Origin of the sequence: Marinobacter algicola DG893 (assembly GCF_000170835.1) — a bacterium.
Taxonomy (GTDB): Bacteria; Pseudomonadota; Gammaproteobacteria; order Pseudomonadales; family Oleiphilaceae; genus Marinobacter; species Marinobacter algicola.
On sequence record NZ_ABCP01000026.1, the window covers coordinates 34,774 to 52,696 of the forward strand.

Here is a 17,923-nt window from a genome sequence, read left to right on the forward strand (position 1 = left end):
GCGCATGACACCAACGTCATGTGAATTCACGCGGGAGCTGTTAAACTTGCGGCCTGATAAATCAAACCATTAATGGGAAGCCCGGCGGGCACCAGGGCTCCCGGCATGATGCCGCCGATTACCCGGCGCCACAAGCGTAATAACCCGGAGTACTGTGAGCCAGCCATGACCAAATACCGCCAGAACCTGAAAACCATCGCCATTCTCCTGGCCACGACGGTGCTGTTTGCGGGTTGCGCAAGCGTGAACCTGGAATCGTACATTGCCAAAACCGCTGGAGAAGCCCTGGAAGTCGCTGCCAGCGAAACCAACCGGCAAAGCGCACAGGCTTACCTGTTAAGAGCAGCAGACAGGTTCCAGGGCCAAAACGAACACCGGGCCGCCAGAAAGCTGCTTCAGAGTGAGCAATTCTCAACCGCCACGGAGGCCACCGAAAACCAGCGGCTTCTGCTGGCCATGGCCAGCGCCACTGCGCTCGAGGATGGCGACTGGGCAAAGGACATTGTATCCGGCATTGAGCCAGACCATTTCCTTAACTATGAAAGAAACCTGATTAACCGCGCCGCAAGACTGCAGGAACAAACCTATCGACTTGCCGGAGACAACCTTGCGGCGGCGATTACCCTGATCTTACTGTCCGGAGCGGACACAGACGCCAATACACAATCGGTCCATGACGATATCTGGAAGAACCTGAAACAGACCTCAGACACCCAGCTCGTCGACAGGAAAGGCCGAGCGATCGGCTATGAAGCCCAGGGCTGGCTTGAATTGGCGGGCATTCTCCGGCAGCCGGGCATCAACCTGGACGAACAGGGAAGAATGATCCGCAGTTGGCAGAACAACTGGCCTGATCACCCCGCCGCCGGGGTTTTACCAGCTGAACTGCAATTGATTACGAGCCTCGCAGACAGCCGGCCGGAAAGAATCACCCTGGCACTGCCACTCAGCGGACCACTGTCGAGCGCGGGCGCCGCCATCCGCGATGGTTTTTTCGCCGCCTACTACGAGGACGAGTCGGCGGAGCGCGGAAAAATCAGCATTCGGGTCGTCGACACCTCGGATCGTAATTTTCGTTCGCTTTATGACGAGCTGACTAAAGAGGAACAGGATCTGATTGTCGGCCCCCTGGAGAAAGAGTCCCTGGCAGCACTTAGCGACATGTCGACTCTGCCCGTGCCGGTTCTGGGCCTGAACTATCTGCCACGGGATACCACAGCTCCTGAAGGACTCTACCAGTTCGGGCTGTCGGCAGAAGACGAAGCCAGGCAAATCGCCAATCGCCTTGATTCTGAAGGTATCGACCAGATTCTTGTGCTGATCCCAATGGGAAATTGGGGGGACCGACTGGAAAATGCCCTGCTGGACCAACTGGCAGAGAACGGAGGCATCGCCCTGGATATTGAGCGTTATTTCCGCGAGGACAATCTCCGCGCCGTTACTGCCGACCTGCTTGGCATCACCGTATCCCGCGACCGGGCCATAGACGTTGAACGCACTGCTGGTATTGACGTTGAGTTCGAGCCTCGGCGGCGCCAGGATGCCGACGGCATCGTTATGGTGGCGGAGCCAACCATCGCACGGCAGTTCAAGCCCCTATTCGCCTTCTATTTTGGCGGCGATTTGCCCGTTTACTCACCCTCCATGGTCTATGAAGGTAACCCGGACCCCTCAAGGGACCGGGACCTGAACGGCGTCACCTTCACCGACACGCCCTGGGTTCTTGAAAAGACGAACCGCTTCCGCGACATCGTCAAGGAAGCCATGCCCGATGTCCGGGGCCAGATTGGCCGGCTGTTCGCCATGGGAGCGGATGCCTGGAACCTGAGCAAACGCCTGCCACTACTGAGGCAGGTCGATGGCGCCAAGATAGACGGCCAGACCGGGGTACTAACCATGACCCCCCAAGGCAGCATTCACAGGGTACAGCTCTGGGCCCGATTCAGCGAAGGAACGCCTGAACAACTGCCATCACTGAAACCCGAAGAAACCGAATCGGGCACTCCAGCCATGGAAGGCGCCTCCAATCCCAATTAGCAATCAGGGGACGTTGTGCCATGGATGGCAGCTCAGGAACACGAAAAGCCACAGGGGATCATGCCGAGGGCGTTGCCGCTCGCTACCTACAGACACGGGGCGTCACCATCCTGGCACGCAACGTATTCAGTCGCGGAGGCGAAATTGACCTCATCGGCCGGGACAATGATGCGCTGGTTTTCTTCGAAGTGCGTTTCCGCGGAAGGGGTAGCCTGACCGGTGCGGCAGAATCCATCACACCCACGAAACAAAGGCGCCTAATCCGCGCCGCTTCGTTTTACCTCCATAGGCATGGGTTGTGGAATGCGAACGCAAGAATTGACGTAATCGCGATAGCCCCGGGCGAACTCAAAAAATACCGGATACAATGGATTAAAAACGCCATTCAGGTCTGACTAATGACGGATACCGAACAACAGATAAACCAATGGTTTGCCAACCATATGGAACACACGGCCCACTCTGCCAGCCTCACGGCACCGGCCATTGAGAGGGCCTCGGACGCTCTCGTTAACACGCTACTGAATGATGGCAAAATCATTACCTGCGCCAACGGCAACGCCAACGTACTTACACAGTACTTCTGCACGGCGATGCTCAACCGCTTTGAGCATGACCGACCGGCACTGCCCGCCATCAATCTGGGAGCAGATGCGACAACCTACTCCGCAATCTGTCGCGACAATCGCTTCAATGACACCTTCTCAAGACAGGTTCGCGCTATTGGCAAAGCCAACGACCTGCTTCTGGTTATTGTGGACGATGGCCACAAAGCCAACCTGATCCAGGCGATACAGGCCGCGCACGACAGGGAAATGCATGTGGTAGTACTGAGCGCCAAGGAGAAAACCGACATCACCTCCCTGCTGCACCCGGAGGACCATGAAATCGCTCTGGACAACCTTTCCCCGACCGCTGCAACGCCCATCCTGCTAGTGATCATCAACGCCCTGTGCGGACTGATCGACGAAAAACTGTTCGGCGGATAAACAAAAAAGCCAGCTGTTGCTAACAGCTGGCTTTTACACGTCCTGAGGCTTGCCTTTCAAGACAGCGCTATTTCACCACCTTGAGAGTTGGTCGACCGCTGGGCCGGTCACCACCTTGACCGTTATCACCACTACCATGCTCGGAATCCTTGCCACCAGGTCCTTCCGGATCAGGGGAGCCTGGCTCGCTACCAAAGACCATGCCCTCACCATTCTCCTTTGCGTAGACCGCCATGACAGCCTGCAACGGGATAAAGACCTGCATTGGCACACCGCCAAAGCGTGCGCTGAATTCCAGAGCGCCGTTACCAATCACCAGACCACGTACAGCTCCAGGACTGATATTGAGCACGATCTGCCCATTGGCCACATGCTCAGTCGGAACCTGAACGCCCTGAACTCCCGCATCCACAACAATGTAGGGCGTGCAGTCGTTTTCGAGAATCCACTCGTTGAATGCCCGAACGAGGTAGGGACGGCTTGATGTCATCGTTATCTTACTATCAGGCACTGCCTTTCTCCTGAACCGGTTTCAGGCGCTGCATATCAGTTACGGATATCTTCTTCCAGGTCTGATAGGCTCGCCTTGAAACCTTCACGACTGAAAATGCTCTCCATGTACTTTTGAAGCGGCTTCGCCTGCTTTTCATTCAGCTCAATACCCAGTGACGGCAAGCGCCACAGAATCGGAGCAATACAGCAATCCACAATCGTGAATTCTTCCGACAGGAAAAAGGGCATTTCACCGAACAGCGGCGCCGTGGCCAGCAAACTCTCGCGAAGCTCTTTTCGGGCTGCGTCCGACGCTTTTGCGTTGGGCTGCGCCAGAATCTGATCCACCAACCCACACCAGTCTTTCTGGATGCGGTGGATCATCAGGCGACTGTTCGCCCGCGCAACAGGATAAACCGGCAGCAATGGCGGATGCGGGAAACGCTCGTCCAGATACTCCATCATGATGTTTGGCTCGTAGAGCACAAGGTCACGATCCACCAGCGTCGGCAGGGCATTGTACGGATTCAGGTCAGCCAGCTCTCCAGGCGGGTTATCCGGATCAACGTTCACGACGTCAACCGTTACCCCCTTCTCTGCCAGCACAATGCGGACTCTGTGGCTGTAATGACTGGCCGGGTCCGAGAAAAACGTCATTGATGACCGCTTGGTCACAACGCCCATAGAACTACCTCACGATTTGACTAACCGAATTGATCCTGAAAAACGCAAAAATCCAGCGGGCCGGCTATTGCCCGCTGGAACTCAGGGACAGGAATTATACCTGAAATCTCAGTGTACGTCCTTCCAGTACTCGCGATTAAGCAGGTAGGCAAAGATAAAGAAAATCGCCACGAAGATCAGTACGAACATACCCAGCCTTTCACGCTCAACCTTTACCGGGTCACCCATGTAAGACATGAAGTTGGTCAGATCGTACATAGCCCGGTTGAATTCCTCCGGCTCCATGGAACCTTCCGTTTCCCATTCCGGGCAAATGTCCGCGTTACGAACATCGCCGCTGAGAGGATCAACACTCGCACCTTCACCAATTCTCGGCTCAACCGCGCACAGGCCCTGCAAACCGGTCAACACATGGGGCATACCAACGTTTTCGAAGACCACGTTGTTCACACCCAGCGGACGACTTTCATCTTTGTAGAAGCCACGAAGATAGGAATAGATCCAGTCTTCACCACGAAGACGCGATTCAAGCGTCAGGTCTGGTGGCGGAGCGCCGAACCAGCTCGCAGCCATTTCCTTGCTCATGGAATTTTTCATGAGCTCACCGATCTTTGCCCCGGTGAAAATCAGATTTTCCTCGTAAAGCTCGGCGGGAATCCCCAGATCATCCGATACACGCTTATACCGGGCATACTCCATGGAGTGACACCCCATGCAGTAGTTGGTGAAAAGGGCCGCGCCGCGCTGGAGCGACGCTTTGTTGGTATGGTCCGGCTCCATGGTATCAAGCGGCACGGACGCCCCCGCTGCCAGCCCGAGAGCCGGCAGGATCGCTATGAAAAGACCAACTATCAGCTTTCTCATCATCCTGTCACCCTCTCTGGAACTGGCTTTGTTTTCTCCATGCGTGTGTAGAACGGCATGAGAATAAAATAGAGGAAGTAAAGCGTTGTCAGGATCTGGGCAACCGTTGTGCGGCCCTCAGTGGCCGGAACAATACCGAGATACCCCAGGACAATGAAGCTGATGGCGAAGATCGTCAGAGCGATCTTGCTCAACCAGCCTTTGTAGCGCATTGAGCGTACCGGGCTTCTGTCCAGCCAGGGCAAAACAAACAGAATGGCGATAGCAGCGCCCATCACGACAACACCCCAGAACTTCGCGTCCAGGCCGAAGAGGTCAATAGTCACAGCCCGCAACATGGCGTAGAACGGCGTGAAGTACCATACCGGCGCTATGTGGTCGGGCGTCTTGAGGGCATTGGCAGGCTCGAAATTCGGCTTTTCAATGAACAATCCGCCCATCTCGGGGAAGAAGAAGACCACAATAAAGAAGATGAAGAAGAAAACACCCACGCCCAACAGGTCATGCACCGTGTAATAAGGATGGAACGGTATACCATCTTTGGGAATGCCGTTTTCATCCTTGTTCTTCTTGATATCAATACCGTCGGGGTTGTTGGAGCCAACCTCGTGCAGGGCAAGAATGTGCAGCACCACCAAACCGAGCAGAACGATTGGCAACGCGACCACATGCAATGCAAAGAATCGGTTCAGAGTAATACCAGAGATCAGGTAATCACCGCGGATCCACAGTGACAGATCATCGCCAATGACCGGAATGGCGCCAAACAGGTTTACGATCACCTGTGCACCCCAGTAGGACATCTGGCCCCAGGGCAGCAGATAACCCATGAACGCTTCAGCCATCAAGACCAGGTAGATCAGCATACCGAAGATCCAGATCAGCTCGCGCGGCTTTTGATAAGAGCCGTACATCAAGCCACGGAACATGTGGAGATAAACCACCACGAAGAACGCGGAAGCGCCCGTGGAATGCAGGTATCGAAGCAACCATCCCCACTCAACATCACGCATGATGTATTCAACTGACGCGAACGCACCTTCCGCTGTGGGGTTATAGCTCATGGTCAGCCAGATGCCGGTCACAAGCTGATTCACCAGCACCAACATTGCCAGCGAACCGAAGAAGTACCACATGTTGAAGTTCTTGGGCGCGTAATACTTGCCAACGTGCTTGTTCCACGCATCGACAATTGGAAGACGTTCGTCTACCCAGTTCACTAACTTGTTCATTATGCGGCCCCCTCAGGATCCAGACCGACGGTCAGAGTGTTCTCGTCGTCAAAGCGATAGGGAGGCACCTGAAGGTTCGCGGGTGCCGGCATATTTGGATAGACACGCCCGGCAAGGTCGTAACGGGAGCCGTGACACGCGCAATAGAAGCCGCCGAGCCAGTTTTCCCCGAGGTCGGCTGGAGCAACTTCTGGCCTGAATTGGGGAGAGCACCCCAGATGGGTACAGATACCAACGAGAACAGCGTACTCGTCCTTGATTGCCCGGAGCTCGCCTTCGATGTAGGCAGGTTGGTCCGCTTCCTTGGAAAGGGGATCCTTCACCTGGTCATTCAGCTCGAGAATGTTTTCGTTCATCTCTTCGGTGCGGCGAATAACCCACACCGGCTTACCGCGCCATTTGACGGTCATTTGCTGACCTGGCTCCAGTTTACTGACATTGACGGTGACCGGTGCACCGGCTGCTTCCGCTTTGGCACTGGGATTCCAGGATGCTACGAAAGGCACGGCCGCACCGACGACGCCGACACCACCCACCACAGACGTGGCACCGATCAAAAATCGGCGCCTGCCTTGGCTCACGTCGCCATTACTCATTATGGTTATCTCCCATCAGGCAACATACAGCCCTGCTTACAGGGAAACTGCACATCGAAAAGGACTTCTCTCAACCTAAAATTATAAGCGCTCAAATGGTAATGAAATTACCCTGCCCTTACAAGTCGGAAAGGCTTTGAGCCGGGCCATTACCTGTCTCAAGCCTGCTCGAGACTGATTTTCCAGACAACAAAAAACCCGGCCAAAGGACCGGGTTTTTTTTCGGATCTGCTCCAGCGATTTTTAACGCTTGGAGAACTGAGGACGCTTACGCGCCTTCCGCAGACCAACTTTCTTACGCTCCACTTCACGAGCGTCACGGGTAACGTAACCCGCTTTGCGCAGCGCAGGGCGCAAGGTTTCATCGTAATCCATCAGGGCGCGAGTCAGGCCGTGACGAATAGCGCCAGCCTGACCACTGATGCCACCACCCTTAACAGTGATGTTGATATCAAAACGATCCGTGGATTCGGCAACCACCAGGGGCTGACGAACAATCATCCGCAGAGTTTCGCGACCGAAAAACTGCTCAATGGAGCGACCGTTGATAGAAATGTTACCGCTTCCCGGCTTGATAAAAACCCGAGCCGTGGATGTCTTGCGGCGACCAGTACCGTAATTTTGTGCTACAGACATATCCGCCTTCCGTTAAATGTCGAGTTCTTTGGGCTGCTGGGCTGCATGAGGATGCTCAGCGCCGGCATAAATTTTCAGCTTCTTGAACATGGCACGGCCAAGCGGGCCATTCGGAAGCATGCCTTTAACAGACTTCTGGATGATTTGCTCAGGAGCCTTGTCGACCAGCTTCTCGAAGTTGATGGACTTGATTCCACCCGGAAAGCCGGTGTGACTGTAGTACATCTTGTCAAATGCTTTTTTGCCGGTAACCCGTACCTGACTGGCATTGATAACCACAATGTAATCACCAGTGTCGACGTGAGGGGTGTACTCAGGCTTATGCTTGCCCCGCAGACGACGGGCGATTTCAGTTGACAGACGACCCAGCGTCTTGCCGGCTGCGTCTACAACGTACCAGTCACGTGTTACTGTTTCTGGTTTCGCACTCAGAGTCTTCATTGATTCCGCCTTGAACGCTATATAAGAAACGTTAAAAACCACCACCGGTAAATGCTCGGCATCCGGAGGAGGTTCTTTACCTGTATGTTATGCGGCGTTGACATCATTCGGGGCTGAGATGACGGCATCGCCTTGAAAAGCCAGGGCGCGAAGTATATCCGAACCCAAAAAAAAAGCCAACCCTGAAAGAGACTGTTTCGTTATTCACGTGTCCGCGTTGGCAGCGCATAGCGGAGTCACCTACCGGGGCGGGGGCACCGGAACAACCCGTGGTCGCGATCTACATGATTCTAGCGCTCGGATGCGCCGATTTCGTTCCAGCCATACAGCCGCTGCACATTGCAGAGCAGCGATTGGGCCAGATCTTCGAGCCCCGAATTCCGCAAACGCGCAAGGGCCTCAAGCACCGACGGCAGAAACACTGGCGAATTATGCCCTGCTTCGATGCCCGCCGGCGCCATATCAGGGGCGTCCGTCTCCAGGATCAGCGCGTCAACGGGCAATCGGGCGATGGTGTCCCGGGTCTTTCGGGCTCGCTGATGGGTAATGACACCACCAACACCAATGAAGCAACCGAGATCGATCAGCTTGGCGGCTTGCTCGTAGCTGCCCGAGAACCCGTGCACCATTACCCGCCCTGAAAAGCGCTTGCGCCGCAGCACCTCATAAACCTCGTCGTGGGTCTTGACGGAGTGAATAACCAGCGGCAAATGCAATAACGCAGCAATATCAACCTGCCCTTCAAACCAGGCGTACTGATCTTTCATGTCACCGTGGAGCCGATCCAGACCACACTCCCCCAGGGCTACACAATGGCCGGGGCGGTCCTCAAGCAAGCCTTGCAGTGCGCATAGGTCGTCGGCGGTATGCTCAGCCACATACCAGGGATGGATTCCGAGACAGTAGTAGAGCCCATCGTATTCCGACGCAATGCGACTCACCCTGCTCCAGTCGGGCCGCCGAACGCCGGGAATAACAAGATGCGACAGACCAACGCTGCGAGCGTCCTCAAGCACTGCCTTGCGACGCCCATCAAACTCAGGGAAGTCAAAATGGCAATGAGCATCAATGAGTCGCATTCACTCACTCCAGCACTATTTAGTGTTTCTAGTGCTCCCGCGTTTTATGGAAGCTGATCTCCGGATAGCGCTCCTGGGCCAATTGCAGGTTAACCATCGTTGGCGCGATGTAGGCCAATCGGTCGCTGCCGTCCAGAGCCAGGAAGTCGTTTGCCTTGCGCTCAAACTCATCCAGTTTACGCTCATCAGAGGCCGTTACCCAGCGTGCCGTTGCGACATTTATCGGCTCATACACTGCCTCTACTTTATATTCACTCTTGAGCCGACTGACCACCACATCAAACTGCAGGACACCCACCGCTCCCACGATCAAGTCGTTGTTTCGAAGCGGGCGAAAAACCTGTACCGCGCCTTCTTCCGCAAGCTGGATCAAACCCTTTTGCAGCTGCTTGGACTTGAGCGGGTCCTTCAGGCGAATACGGCGGAACAATTCCGGTGCGAAATTGGGGATGCCGGTAAATTTCATATCCTCACCAGCAGTGAAGGTATCTCCCAGCTGAATGGTGCCGTGGTTGTGAAGGCCGATAATGTCGCCTGCAAAGGCCTCTCCCGCATGTTCCCGGTCGCCTGCCATGAAGGTCAGCGCATCGGAAAAACGCACCTCCTTGCCGATCCGTACGTGGCGTGCTTTCATGCCCTGATTGTAACTTCCAGACACGATTCTCAGAAAAGCCACACGGTCCCGGTGCTGGGGGTCCATATTTGCCTGTATTTTGAACACAAAGCCCGAGAAGACATCCTCTTCCGGTTTCACCAATCGCTGATCGGTTTCACGTGGTTGCGGTGTGGGAGCCCACTCCACCAAACCATCAAGCATGTGATCCACACCGAAATTGCCCAGCGCCGTACCGAAGAACACCGGCGTGAGCTTGCCCGCGAGGAAGGCGTCCAGATCAAACTCATGGGACGCTCCTTTGACCAGCTCAATCTCGTCTCGAAGATCACCAGCATACCCCCCCAGAACCTCATCCAACTCAGGATTCTCAAGCCCCTGGATCACTCGTTTTTCCTGGATGGCATGGCCCTGCCCCGATTTGTACAGGATCACTTCGTCCCGGGTCAGGTGATAGACACCCTTAAAATTCTTACCCATACCGATGGGCCAGGTAATCGGTGCGCAGGCAATCTTGAGAACATCCTCAACCTCATCCATCAGCTCCACAGGATCACGTGTATCACGGTCCAGCTTGTTCATGAAGGTCAGTATTGGCGTGTCCCGCAGGCGGGTTACTTCCATCAGCTTGATGGTACGCTCCTCAACACCCTTGGCACTGTCGATCACCATCAGACAAGAATCCACTGCCGTTAGCGTGCGGTAGGTATCTTCCGAGAAATCTTCGTGGCCAGGCGTATCCAGGAGGTTGACCAGGCGCCCACCATACGGGAACTGCATTACCGAGGTGGTGACGGAAATACCACGCTCCTTCTCCATTTCCATCCAGTCGGATTTTGCGTGCTGTCCCGACTTTTTGCCCTTTACCGTGCCGGCTTTCTGGATGGCCTGCCCAAACAGCAGAACCTTTTCTGTAATGGTGGTTTTACCGGCATCCGGATGCGAGATAATTGCAAACGTGCGGCGTTGGGATACTTCGCTGGCAAGGCTGGTCATAATTGGTAACAACCTGGTTCGGAGAGACTGAAAAAACGGACGTCATTATAGGGATATTAAGACACTGACGCGAACCCGCATCCGTTGTGAGCATGCCCGATCTAACCGCGGAATTTCGAGAGACTATCCGCCCAAGGGTAGCGCCATGACCAACGCATCTTCTCGCTCGCGGCCTGCAGGATAGTAGCCCTTCCTGCGACCAATCACGTCAAAACCTTCCGCCGCATACAAATCAATTGCTGCGCGGTTGCTGGCGCGCACCTCCAGCAAAACCTGGCTCATGCCATCCCGCGCCGCCTCTAGCACAAGGTGCCGAAGCAAACGACGCCCTCCGCCACTGCCTTGTTTAGCCGGCGCCACACATAGATTCAGCAAATGGGCTTCACCAACCATGTAAGCCACGACGGCATATCCGCTAAGCCGCTGCCCCCATACAAGCGCCCAGAGCCGATAGTCAGGCCGAAAGCATCCAAAAAAAACGGACTCGCTCCAGGGGAAGGAGTAGCCCTGGGCTTCGATATTGAGGACATCAGGCAGATCCTCCTGATGCAACGCCCGGATCGTAAGGTCAGCACTTTCTATCTTGCGGTATGGATCCTGCCCCACAAGTCAGCCCCCAACGGTGGACTTCAGCTGCTGCCAGAGCTCGCGTTTATAAGCGGGCACCGCAGCCAATTCGGCAAGAGTATGGGAGAAGTCGACAGCAGCGTCGCCCAACGCGTCGTCGAGCAATACCGCTCTTTCTGACGGAGAATCGTTAGCCAACACTCCGAGCAAGACCACCTTGCGGGCGCCAAAATCATTGGCCAGAGAACGAAGAGTATCGCGGAAATTGTCTGCACTGTTTCCAGGAACCCGCAGATTTCCAAACACCGGCCAGCGAAGCTCGCGCCCTTTCTCAATCCGGGTTTCACCGACCGCCGCCAGGATGTTTTTGGCCAGCGTGTCTTGAAGCCGCGTGCTGGCCTGGTCGGATACACCACTGATCAGCACAAGCCGCTCTGAGAACCAGAATCCAAGGTGGGCGTGAATCTGACGGGGCAAGTCCCCAACAACGTTCAGCGTTTTGTCGGACGACGCTTCGGCCGGTGCCTCCGGCTCAGCGACAACCGGAGCTTCCAGCGTTTTTTCGGCCACCGGTACGTCAGTCGGTTCCGGCGTGCTATTGGCCATCAGCGCCTGGATGCCGGCGATTCGATCCTTGCCGACACCATCAACCTTACGCGGAGGAACCGATGGCCGCGTCGGAACCGGAGGCGGTGCAATCGCAGCGGCTTCCAGTTCCGGCTCTTCGTGCTCGGGAAACGCGAACTCAGGGCTCGGAGCAGCACCGGGTAACGCCTTTCTTGCGTACCAGAGATGGATTCCCGCCTTGCCCAGATAAAATTGACGCTCTGCCTCCGGCATCATCATTGTGCTAGCCCCCTTCGCCTACCCTGTTCAGACATCGGCGCCCTGTGGGTGCTGACGTACACCGCCGCGGCTGATCAGGTTCAGGGCTTCAATGTAAGCCTTTGCGGAGGCAATAATGATATCGGTATCGGCACCGATACCGTTTACAATTCGACCACCGCGCTCCAGGCGAACAGTTACTTCTCCCTGGGCATCCGTACCGCTGGTAATGTTGTTCACGGAATAGAGCTGCAGGTTACAGCCTGAGTCTACCAAGGACTCAATGGCCTTGAAGGTGGCGTCAACGGGCCCGCTGCCTTCTGCCTCTACCTTGTGCTCCCTGCCATCCACCAAAAGGGTCAAGCGAGCCCGGGGAATAACACCGGTCTCAGAGCACACCTGCATGGTAACAAGCCCATAGCGGCCGTCCTCTTCCTTCTGCCGGGTATCGCTGGCAATCGCCTGAAGGTCCTCATCGAAAATCTCATGCTTGAGATCAGCCAGCGCCTTGAACCGGGTAAAGGCTTCATTAAGCTCAGTCTCGGTTTCAAACTGGATACCGAGTTCCAACAGACGGGAACGGAAAGCATTGCGACCGGAATGTTTGCCCAGCACCAAGCTGTTGGTGTGCCAGCCCACATCTTGAGCCCGCATGATTTCGTAGGTTTCCCGATGCTTCAGGACGCCATCCTGATGGATACCCGATTCGTGGGCAAAGGCGTTTGCACCAACGATCGCCTTGTTAGGCTGTACCGGAAAGCCGGTAATGGTCGATACCAGTCGAGAGGCAGGCACAATGTGCTGCGCATCTACCCGGGTGTCGATGGTGTAAAGATCCTGGCGAGTGCGAACCGCCATCACAAGCTCCTCGAGGGAGGCGTTTCCTGCACGCTCCCCGAGGCCATTGATGGTACATTCCACCTGCCGAGCACCGCTGCTGACGGCGGCAAGGGAGTTTGCAACTGCAAGCCCGAGATCGTTGTGGCAGTGAACGGAGAACACGGCTTTGTCGGCATTTGGAACACGATTCAGCAACTGACGGATGGTCTCCCCAAACTGTTCCGGAATGGCGTAGCCCACTGTATCCGGAATGTTGATGGTTGTTGCCCCGGCCTTGATTGCAGCTTCGATAATACGGCACAGGAAATCCAGTTCTGACCGACCGGCGTCTTCGCAGGAAAATTCAACGTCGTCAACGTGACTGCGGGCACGCCTAACGGATCTGACGGCCTGATCAACCACGTCGTCCGGCTGCATCTGCAGCTTGTACTGCATGTGAATCGGAGACGTCGCAATAAAGGTATGGATACGTCCGCGCTCGGCCGGCCTTATGGCCTCGGCGGCACGATCAATGTCCTTGTCCAGCGCCCTGGCAAGGCTGCAAACGGTAGATTCCTTGATAGACTCCGCAATCGACTTTACCGCCTCGAAGTCACCCTGGCTGGCAATCGCAAAACCTGCTTCTATGACGTCAACCCTCAGCTTCTCAAGAATCCGGGCTATGCGCAGTTTCTCCGCTTTTGTCATCGTTGCGCCGGGGCTTTGCTCACCGTCACGCAATGTTGTGTCAAAAATAACCAGGTGATCGTTCGCAGGCATGGCGCTCTCCATCAGGGCAACTGAAGACCAGTGTCTCAGGGAGTATATCATCTATCGCGGTGCCGACGGGGCGGGCATAGCGTTTAGTCGACGCTGCTCATCCAGATTAGCCAGAGCAGAAAACCGTTGAGCACCAGAGAAACAACCGCGATGAAACGCCAGTTTTCCGGTGGCACGCGGTCCACCAGTGGGCGCCATGTCGTGGGTGTCAGCGCGGGGTTAGGATGTCCGAGATCCCGCAAAAACTCCGACAACGAAGGGTATCGAGACTCCGGCCTTAAGGAAACGGAGCGTTGCAGGCAGGCATCCAGCCATGCCGGTAGGTCCGGGTTGAATTCGCGCATACTTCGATAGCGCAAGCGGCGACGGACGGAGGGTCTGGGCGGTTTCGCATAGGGAAGCTGACCGGTCAACAGTTCATAGGCAATGACGGCCAGGGAATAGCGATCAGAGGCGGGTGTTGCCCGATCACCTTCAAGGCACTCCGGCGCAGCGTAACTTTCGGTCCCCAGGCAACCCTCCTGTCCCCACGGCACATCAATTTCCTCAATCCCACGAATTCGCACTGCACCCAAATCAATGATTTTAACGGTTCCGTCTCTGGCAATCAGTACGTTTTCTGGCTTGAGATCCTGGTGCACCATTTCAAGACGGTGTAAAGCCCGTAAACCAAGGGCAATCTGCTGAATGAGATTCCGCACCTCAGCAGGTGTTGGCCGAGGGTTATCGTTCATCCACTCACGTAGCGTCGGCCCCTGAACATATTCGGTGACACAATAGAGGCAGCGACGGTTCTGGGGCGGCTCAATAAACCGCACAATATGGGGACTGTTTACACGGCGCCCCACCCAGCACTCGTTGAGAAAACGGTCAATATAGGCCGGATCATCCACAAAGTTCGGCGACGGCGTTTTGATAATCACCGGCTCACCGCCGGCATCGGGGCTGGCAAGGTAAATCTGGGTGCGACGGCTGGCATGGATTTCCCGGACAATCCGATAACCGTCAAGCCTTTGCCCGGGCTCCAAAACCGGCGGAAATGCCAGTGACGTCAGCCGCTCATAATGAGCCTCAACATCTTCCGCCGGCAGGTGCTCAATATTAAGTACCTGAGCACTCAGGTTGTCTGGACTTCCAGCGGAATAGGCTGCGTCCACTAGCGCCCTGGCAACTTTATCCGCATCACCCACCGCTGCAAGTCCGGCCATAACAGCTGGATCGAGATATTCATGCACACCGTCAGTGGTCAATAACAAGCAATCCCCCGGCAGGAGATTCGCACGGAACACATCAATTTCGACATTCAGCTCAGCACCCATGGCCTTTGTTAGCGCGCCTCTATCGGCGCCTACAACGGCATGATGATCCCTGGTCAGACACTCCAGTTCGCCGTTGCGAACAAGGCAAACTCGGCTATCCCCTACATGGAACACATAAGCTCGATTGTTCTTGATGACGACGCCGCTAAAAGTACACACCATCGCATGAGCATCTGCATGACCGGCGTGACCGCGGCCGTGTAACCATCGATTCAGGGCCCCAAGGACTCGACCGGCCGCAGTTTCAACGGCCCAGGTATCCGGCGTACTGTAATAGTCGTGCAGAAATCCTTTTACGCAGGTCTCGGCCGCCTCACGGCCTGCGGCGGAAGCACTCACACCATCGGCAATAACAGCAGTAACACCTTTGAGAATCAGGGCCTCACCTTCTGGATACCGAATACCCAGGCTGTCCTGATTTTCGGGTTTCCTGCCGGCGATGCTGTATTGGCCCGCTTGCAACTGAAGACGGGCACTCACGTTACGTCAATCATCCTGACTGAACCATCCGGCATGACCTCGCTTGTTTGCGGATCAGGTTCATCCATGAAAATCATCACCAGGGTCATGATCGCCAGAGCAATTAGCCCCAACACCAGAAAAAACTGCTCCGAGGGCACCAGGGCCAAGACAACCAGGAAGACAACACCCCCTACGTTGCCGTAGGCACCTGCCATCCCCGCTACCTGGCCGGTAAGACGACGCTTCACCAACGGAACCGACGCGTACACAGCACCACACCCGCCCTGCACGAATATTGAGCAGAGCACAACCAGTGCGACAGCCAATGGCAGAGGCCAACTACTGTCGATCCTTGACATGAAGAAGTATCCAACCGCGATGCCAGCCAGCATCAGTATGGTTATCATTTTCCGACCGTATCGGTCAGCCAGGTAGCCGCCGCCAGGGCGACCAAACAGGTTCATCAGAGCAAAACTGCCGCCGAGCATCCCTGCCAACATGGGAGAAATATCAAACGTATCCAGGAAATACAGCGGCAGCATGGAGACCACAGCCAGTTCCGACCCAAAGCTCGCCATATAGACGAGATTGAGAAGTGCGACTTGCTTGAACGGGTAACGATCAAATGCCGGTACAGGCCGCTGAAAGACGTGACCGTTTATCTGCCAGATCCGCAGAAACTGGAACGCAGCCATCACCCCTATCACACCATACAGGAGGTAGGTTGTCGGAACCCCCAGCATACCGAGCTTATAGGGCCCCAGTTGCCAAACGATCAAAGCCAAAGCAAAGAAAAGCGGCAAGTTCATTACCACGTAAAGGACGAAATCCCCCTTGCTGGTTACTTCCATCGCACCGCCACGCTTTGGCTTGAAATAGGTCGAACCTTTTGGAGTATCGCGAACCAGGGCATAGAAAACCGCCGCATAGAAAATCGAAATGATGCCCGTAGCGCCTACCGCCCAGCGCCAGCCGTTATCACCACCGAACCACAGCGCAAGTGCCGGCAATGAAAGCCCGGCAAACGCAGCTCCAAAGTTACCCCAACCACCATAGATACCCTCAGCCAGTCCCAGCTCCTTCGCCGGGAACCATTCACTTATCAGGCGGATACCCACAACAAATCCCGCACCAACAAAGCCCAACAAGAATCGGGTCACTGCGAGCTGTTCAAAGGTTGTCGAGAGTGAAAATGCGATGCAGAGAAGCCCTGAAACAACAAGGACCAGGCTATACACACGGCGGGGGCCAAGGGCATCCACTAACATGCCGATAAGGATTCGCGCGGGAATCGTCAAAGCGACGTTGAGCAGCAGCAGAGTGTTGACTTCCGACGCTGTAAGTCCGAACTGTTCACGAATGGATGACATCAGGGGTGCGTGGTTAAACCACACCAGAAAGCTGACGAAAAACGCCACCCAACTGAGATGGAGTATCTTGATCCTTCCTACGAAAGAAAAGAATCGAAAAGAGGTATCGCTCATAGGTTGGCCTGTTCACATACGGAGTTTGCCAACAGGTCGTGCGGAAGGTTCTACTGAAGGGACCAAAATTTGGTGAATTATCAGAGCAAAACAGGAATGACCGACACCTTCACTTCCTTCTTGCGGCGTCGTTGCCGGTACCTGTTGGAGCCTAAATCTTGAGCCATAACTTCAGCAAGATATATTCCATAATGTTTTTAACGTTTTAAAACAATGCATTACACATATATCCAGAAATAAAAAACCACAACAATGCACCAATGCCGGGCAACCTGAGCAGCACCGCACCACTATAGGTTGTTGTTCGTTACTTTTTTTCCGGCAATAAAAACCCCCCGTCGGCGAAGCCGCGGGGGTTTTCGGTATTAGGAGCCTGACGATGACCTACATTGCTCAGGCCTGTCGGCCTTCGGCCCTTCGGGCCCGCCGTCGCTGCGCTCTGGCGTCCTGCGCTTGCCGTTGGCAAGCTTGTCACATGGGGGCCGTTGTAGTGCACAGCAGGGCCCCGATCCAAACATAAAAAAGCCCCGGCAGCATACGCTGTCGGGGCTGTTTTATATTAGGAGCCTGACGATGACCTACTCTCACATGGGCAGAAGCCACACTACCATCGGCGCTGGTCTGTTTCACGGCTGAGTTCGGGATGGGATCAGGTGGTTCCAGACCGCTATGGTCGTCAGGCAAAACGGTTGATCACTGGGTGGACGAGGTAGAACGATGTGATGTTGATTTCGATTGAGCACAATGGCTCTTGCGTTATCCGCAATTGTCTTGGGTGTTATATAGTCAAGCCTCACGAGCAATTAGTATCGGTTAGCTCAACGCCTCGCAGCGCTTACACACCCGACCTATCAACGTCCTGGTCTTGAACGGCTCTTCAGGGACCTCAAGGGTCCAGGGAGATCTCATCTTGGAAGGGGCTTCCCGCTTAGATGCTTTCAGCGGTTATCCTGTCCGAACATAGCTACCGGGCAATGCGTCTGGCGACACAACCCGAACACCAGCGGT

The 17,923-nt window shown here is 55.2% G+C and carries 17 protein-coding genes and 2 rRNA genes; 3 read left to right on the plus strand and 16 right to left on the minus strand.

Going from position 1 to position 17,923, the window contains the following annotated elements; all coding sequences use genetic code 11:
- The first annotated feature begins 105 nt into the window (after nucleotides 1-105).
- From MDG893_RS14630 to MDG893_RS14640, 3 genes are read left to right on the plus strand one after another with little or no spacing between them, the layout of a single operon-like run.
- On the plus strand, nucleotides 106-2,037 hold the full coding sequence (locus MDG893_RS14630) for a penicillin-binding protein activator (RefSeq protein WP_244264436.1): 1,932 nt from the start codon (nucleotides 106-108) through the stop codon (nucleotides 2,035-2,037).
- 20 nt (nucleotides 2,038-2,057) lie between these two features.
- Nucleotides 2,058-2,432: a YraN family protein gene (locus tag MDG893_RS14635; RefSeq protein ID WP_007154590.1), complete on the plus strand. Its 375-nt coding sequence runs from the start codon at nucleotides 2,058-2,060 to the stop codon at nucleotides 2,430-2,432.
- A gap of 3 nt (nucleotides 2,433-2,435) precedes the next feature.
- A complete protein-coding gene (locus MDG893_RS14640) occupies nucleotides 2,436-3,026 on the plus strand; it encodes an SIS domain-containing protein (protein ID WP_007154591.1) in 591 nt (196 codons plus the stop codon).
- Between the two features lie 67 nt (nucleotides 3,027-3,093).
- Here MDG893_RS14640 and MDG893_RS14645 read toward each other — a convergent pair whose 3' ends face one another.
- The 16 genes from MDG893_RS14645 to MDG893_RS14720 all read right to left on the minus strand — a co-directional run.
- Nucleotides 3,094-3,516, minus strand: coding sequence for a ClpXP protease specificity-enhancing factor (locus tag MDG893_RS14645; protein ID WP_007154592.1), 423 nt, complete (start codon nucleotides 3,514-3,516; stop codon nucleotides 3,094-3,096).
- Between the two features lie 56 nt (nucleotides 3,517-3,572).
- Nucleotides 3,573-4,202, minus strand: a complete 630-nt coding sequence (locus tag MDG893_RS14650) for a glutathione S-transferase N-terminal domain-containing protein (RefSeq protein WP_007154593.1) — start codon at nucleotides 4,200-4,202, stop codon at nucleotides 3,573-3,575.
- 108 nt (nucleotides 4,203-4,310) lie between these two features.
- Nucleotides 4,311-5,066 (minus strand): cytochrome c1, encoded by a 756-nt coding sequence (locus MDG893_RS14655; RefSeq protein ID WP_040474649.1) that lies wholly within the window; start codon nucleotides 5,064-5,066, stop codon nucleotides 4,311-4,313.
- Complete coding sequence (locus tag MDG893_RS14660) at nucleotides 5,066-6,298, minus strand: cytochrome b (protein ID WP_007154595.1); 1,233 nt, start codon at nucleotides 6,296-6,298, stop codon at nucleotides 5,066-5,068. The genes MDG893_RS14655 and MDG893_RS14660 overlap by 1 nt, the downstream gene beginning before the upstream one ends.
- Entirely contained in the window at nucleotides 6,298-6,894 is a 597-nt protein-coding gene (gene petA, locus MDG893_RS14665; protein WP_007154596.1) for a ubiquinol-cytochrome c reductase iron-sulfur subunit, read from the minus strand. The genes MDG893_RS14660 and petA overlap by 1 nt, the downstream gene beginning before the upstream one ends.
- Nucleotides 6,895-7,137: 243 nt before the next feature.
- Nucleotides 7,138-7,530 (minus strand): 30S ribosomal protein S9, encoded by a 393-nt coding sequence (rpsI, locus tag MDG893_RS14670; RefSeq protein ID WP_007154597.1) that lies wholly within the window; start codon nucleotides 7,528-7,530, stop codon nucleotides 7,138-7,140.
- Between the two features lie 12 nt (nucleotides 7,531-7,542).
- Complete coding sequence (gene rplM, locus MDG893_RS14675) at nucleotides 7,543-7,971, minus strand: 50S ribosomal protein L13 (protein ID WP_007154598.1); 429 nt, start codon at nucleotides 7,969-7,971, stop codon at nucleotides 7,543-7,545.
- A 290-nt stretch (nucleotides 7,972-8,261) separates the two neighbouring features.
- A complete protein-coding gene (locus MDG893_RS14680; protein WP_007154599.1) occupies nucleotides 8,262-9,050 on the minus strand; it encodes a TatD family hydrolase in 789 nt (262 codons plus the stop codon).
- Between the two features lie 28 nt (nucleotides 9,051-9,078).
- Nucleotides 9,079-10,659 (minus strand): peptide chain release factor 3, encoded by a 1,581-nt coding sequence (gene prfC / locus MDG893_RS14685; RefSeq protein ID WP_007154600.1) that lies wholly within the window; start codon nucleotides 10,657-10,659, stop codon nucleotides 9,079-9,081.
- A 123-nt stretch (nucleotides 10,660-10,782) separates the two neighbouring features.
- Complete coding sequence (rimI, locus tag MDG893_RS14690; protein ID WP_040474645.1) at nucleotides 10,783-11,265, minus strand: ribosomal protein S18-alanine N-acetyltransferase; 483 nt, start codon at nucleotides 11,263-11,265, stop codon at nucleotides 10,783-10,785.
- 3 nt (nucleotides 11,266-11,268) lie between these two features.
- Nucleotides 11,269-12,072: a hypothetical protein gene (locus tag MDG893_RS14695; RefSeq protein WP_040474646.1), complete on the minus strand. Its 804-nt coding sequence runs from the start codon at nucleotides 12,070-12,072 to the stop codon at nucleotides 11,269-11,271.
- A 27-nt stretch (nucleotides 12,073-12,099) separates the two neighbouring features.
- Complete coding sequence (locus tag MDG893_RS14700) at nucleotides 12,100-13,650, minus strand: 2-isopropylmalate synthase (RefSeq protein WP_007154602.1); 1,551 nt, start codon at nucleotides 13,648-13,650, stop codon at nucleotides 12,100-12,102.
- A gap of 83 nt (nucleotides 13,651-13,733) precedes the next feature.
- Nucleotides 13,734-15,449: a bifunctional protein-serine/threonine kinase/phosphatase gene (locus MDG893_RS14705; protein WP_007154603.1), complete on the minus strand. Its 1,716-nt coding sequence runs from the start codon at nucleotides 15,447-15,449 to the stop codon at nucleotides 13,734-13,736.
- A complete protein-coding gene (locus MDG893_RS14710; protein WP_040474647.1) occupies nucleotides 15,446-16,915 on the minus strand; it encodes an MFS transporter in 1,470 nt (489 codons plus the stop codon). Before MDG893_RS14710 ends, MDG893_RS14705 begins: the two co-directional genes overlap by 4 nt.
- A 565-nt stretch (nucleotides 16,916-17,480) precedes the next feature.
- Nucleotides 17,481-17,596, minus strand: a 5S ribosomal RNA gene (rrf, locus tag MDG893_RS14715).
- Nucleotides 17,597-17,697: 101 nt separating this feature from the next.
- Nucleotides 17,698-17,923 (minus strand): 23S ribosomal RNA (locus MDG893_RS14720); the annotation flags it as partial.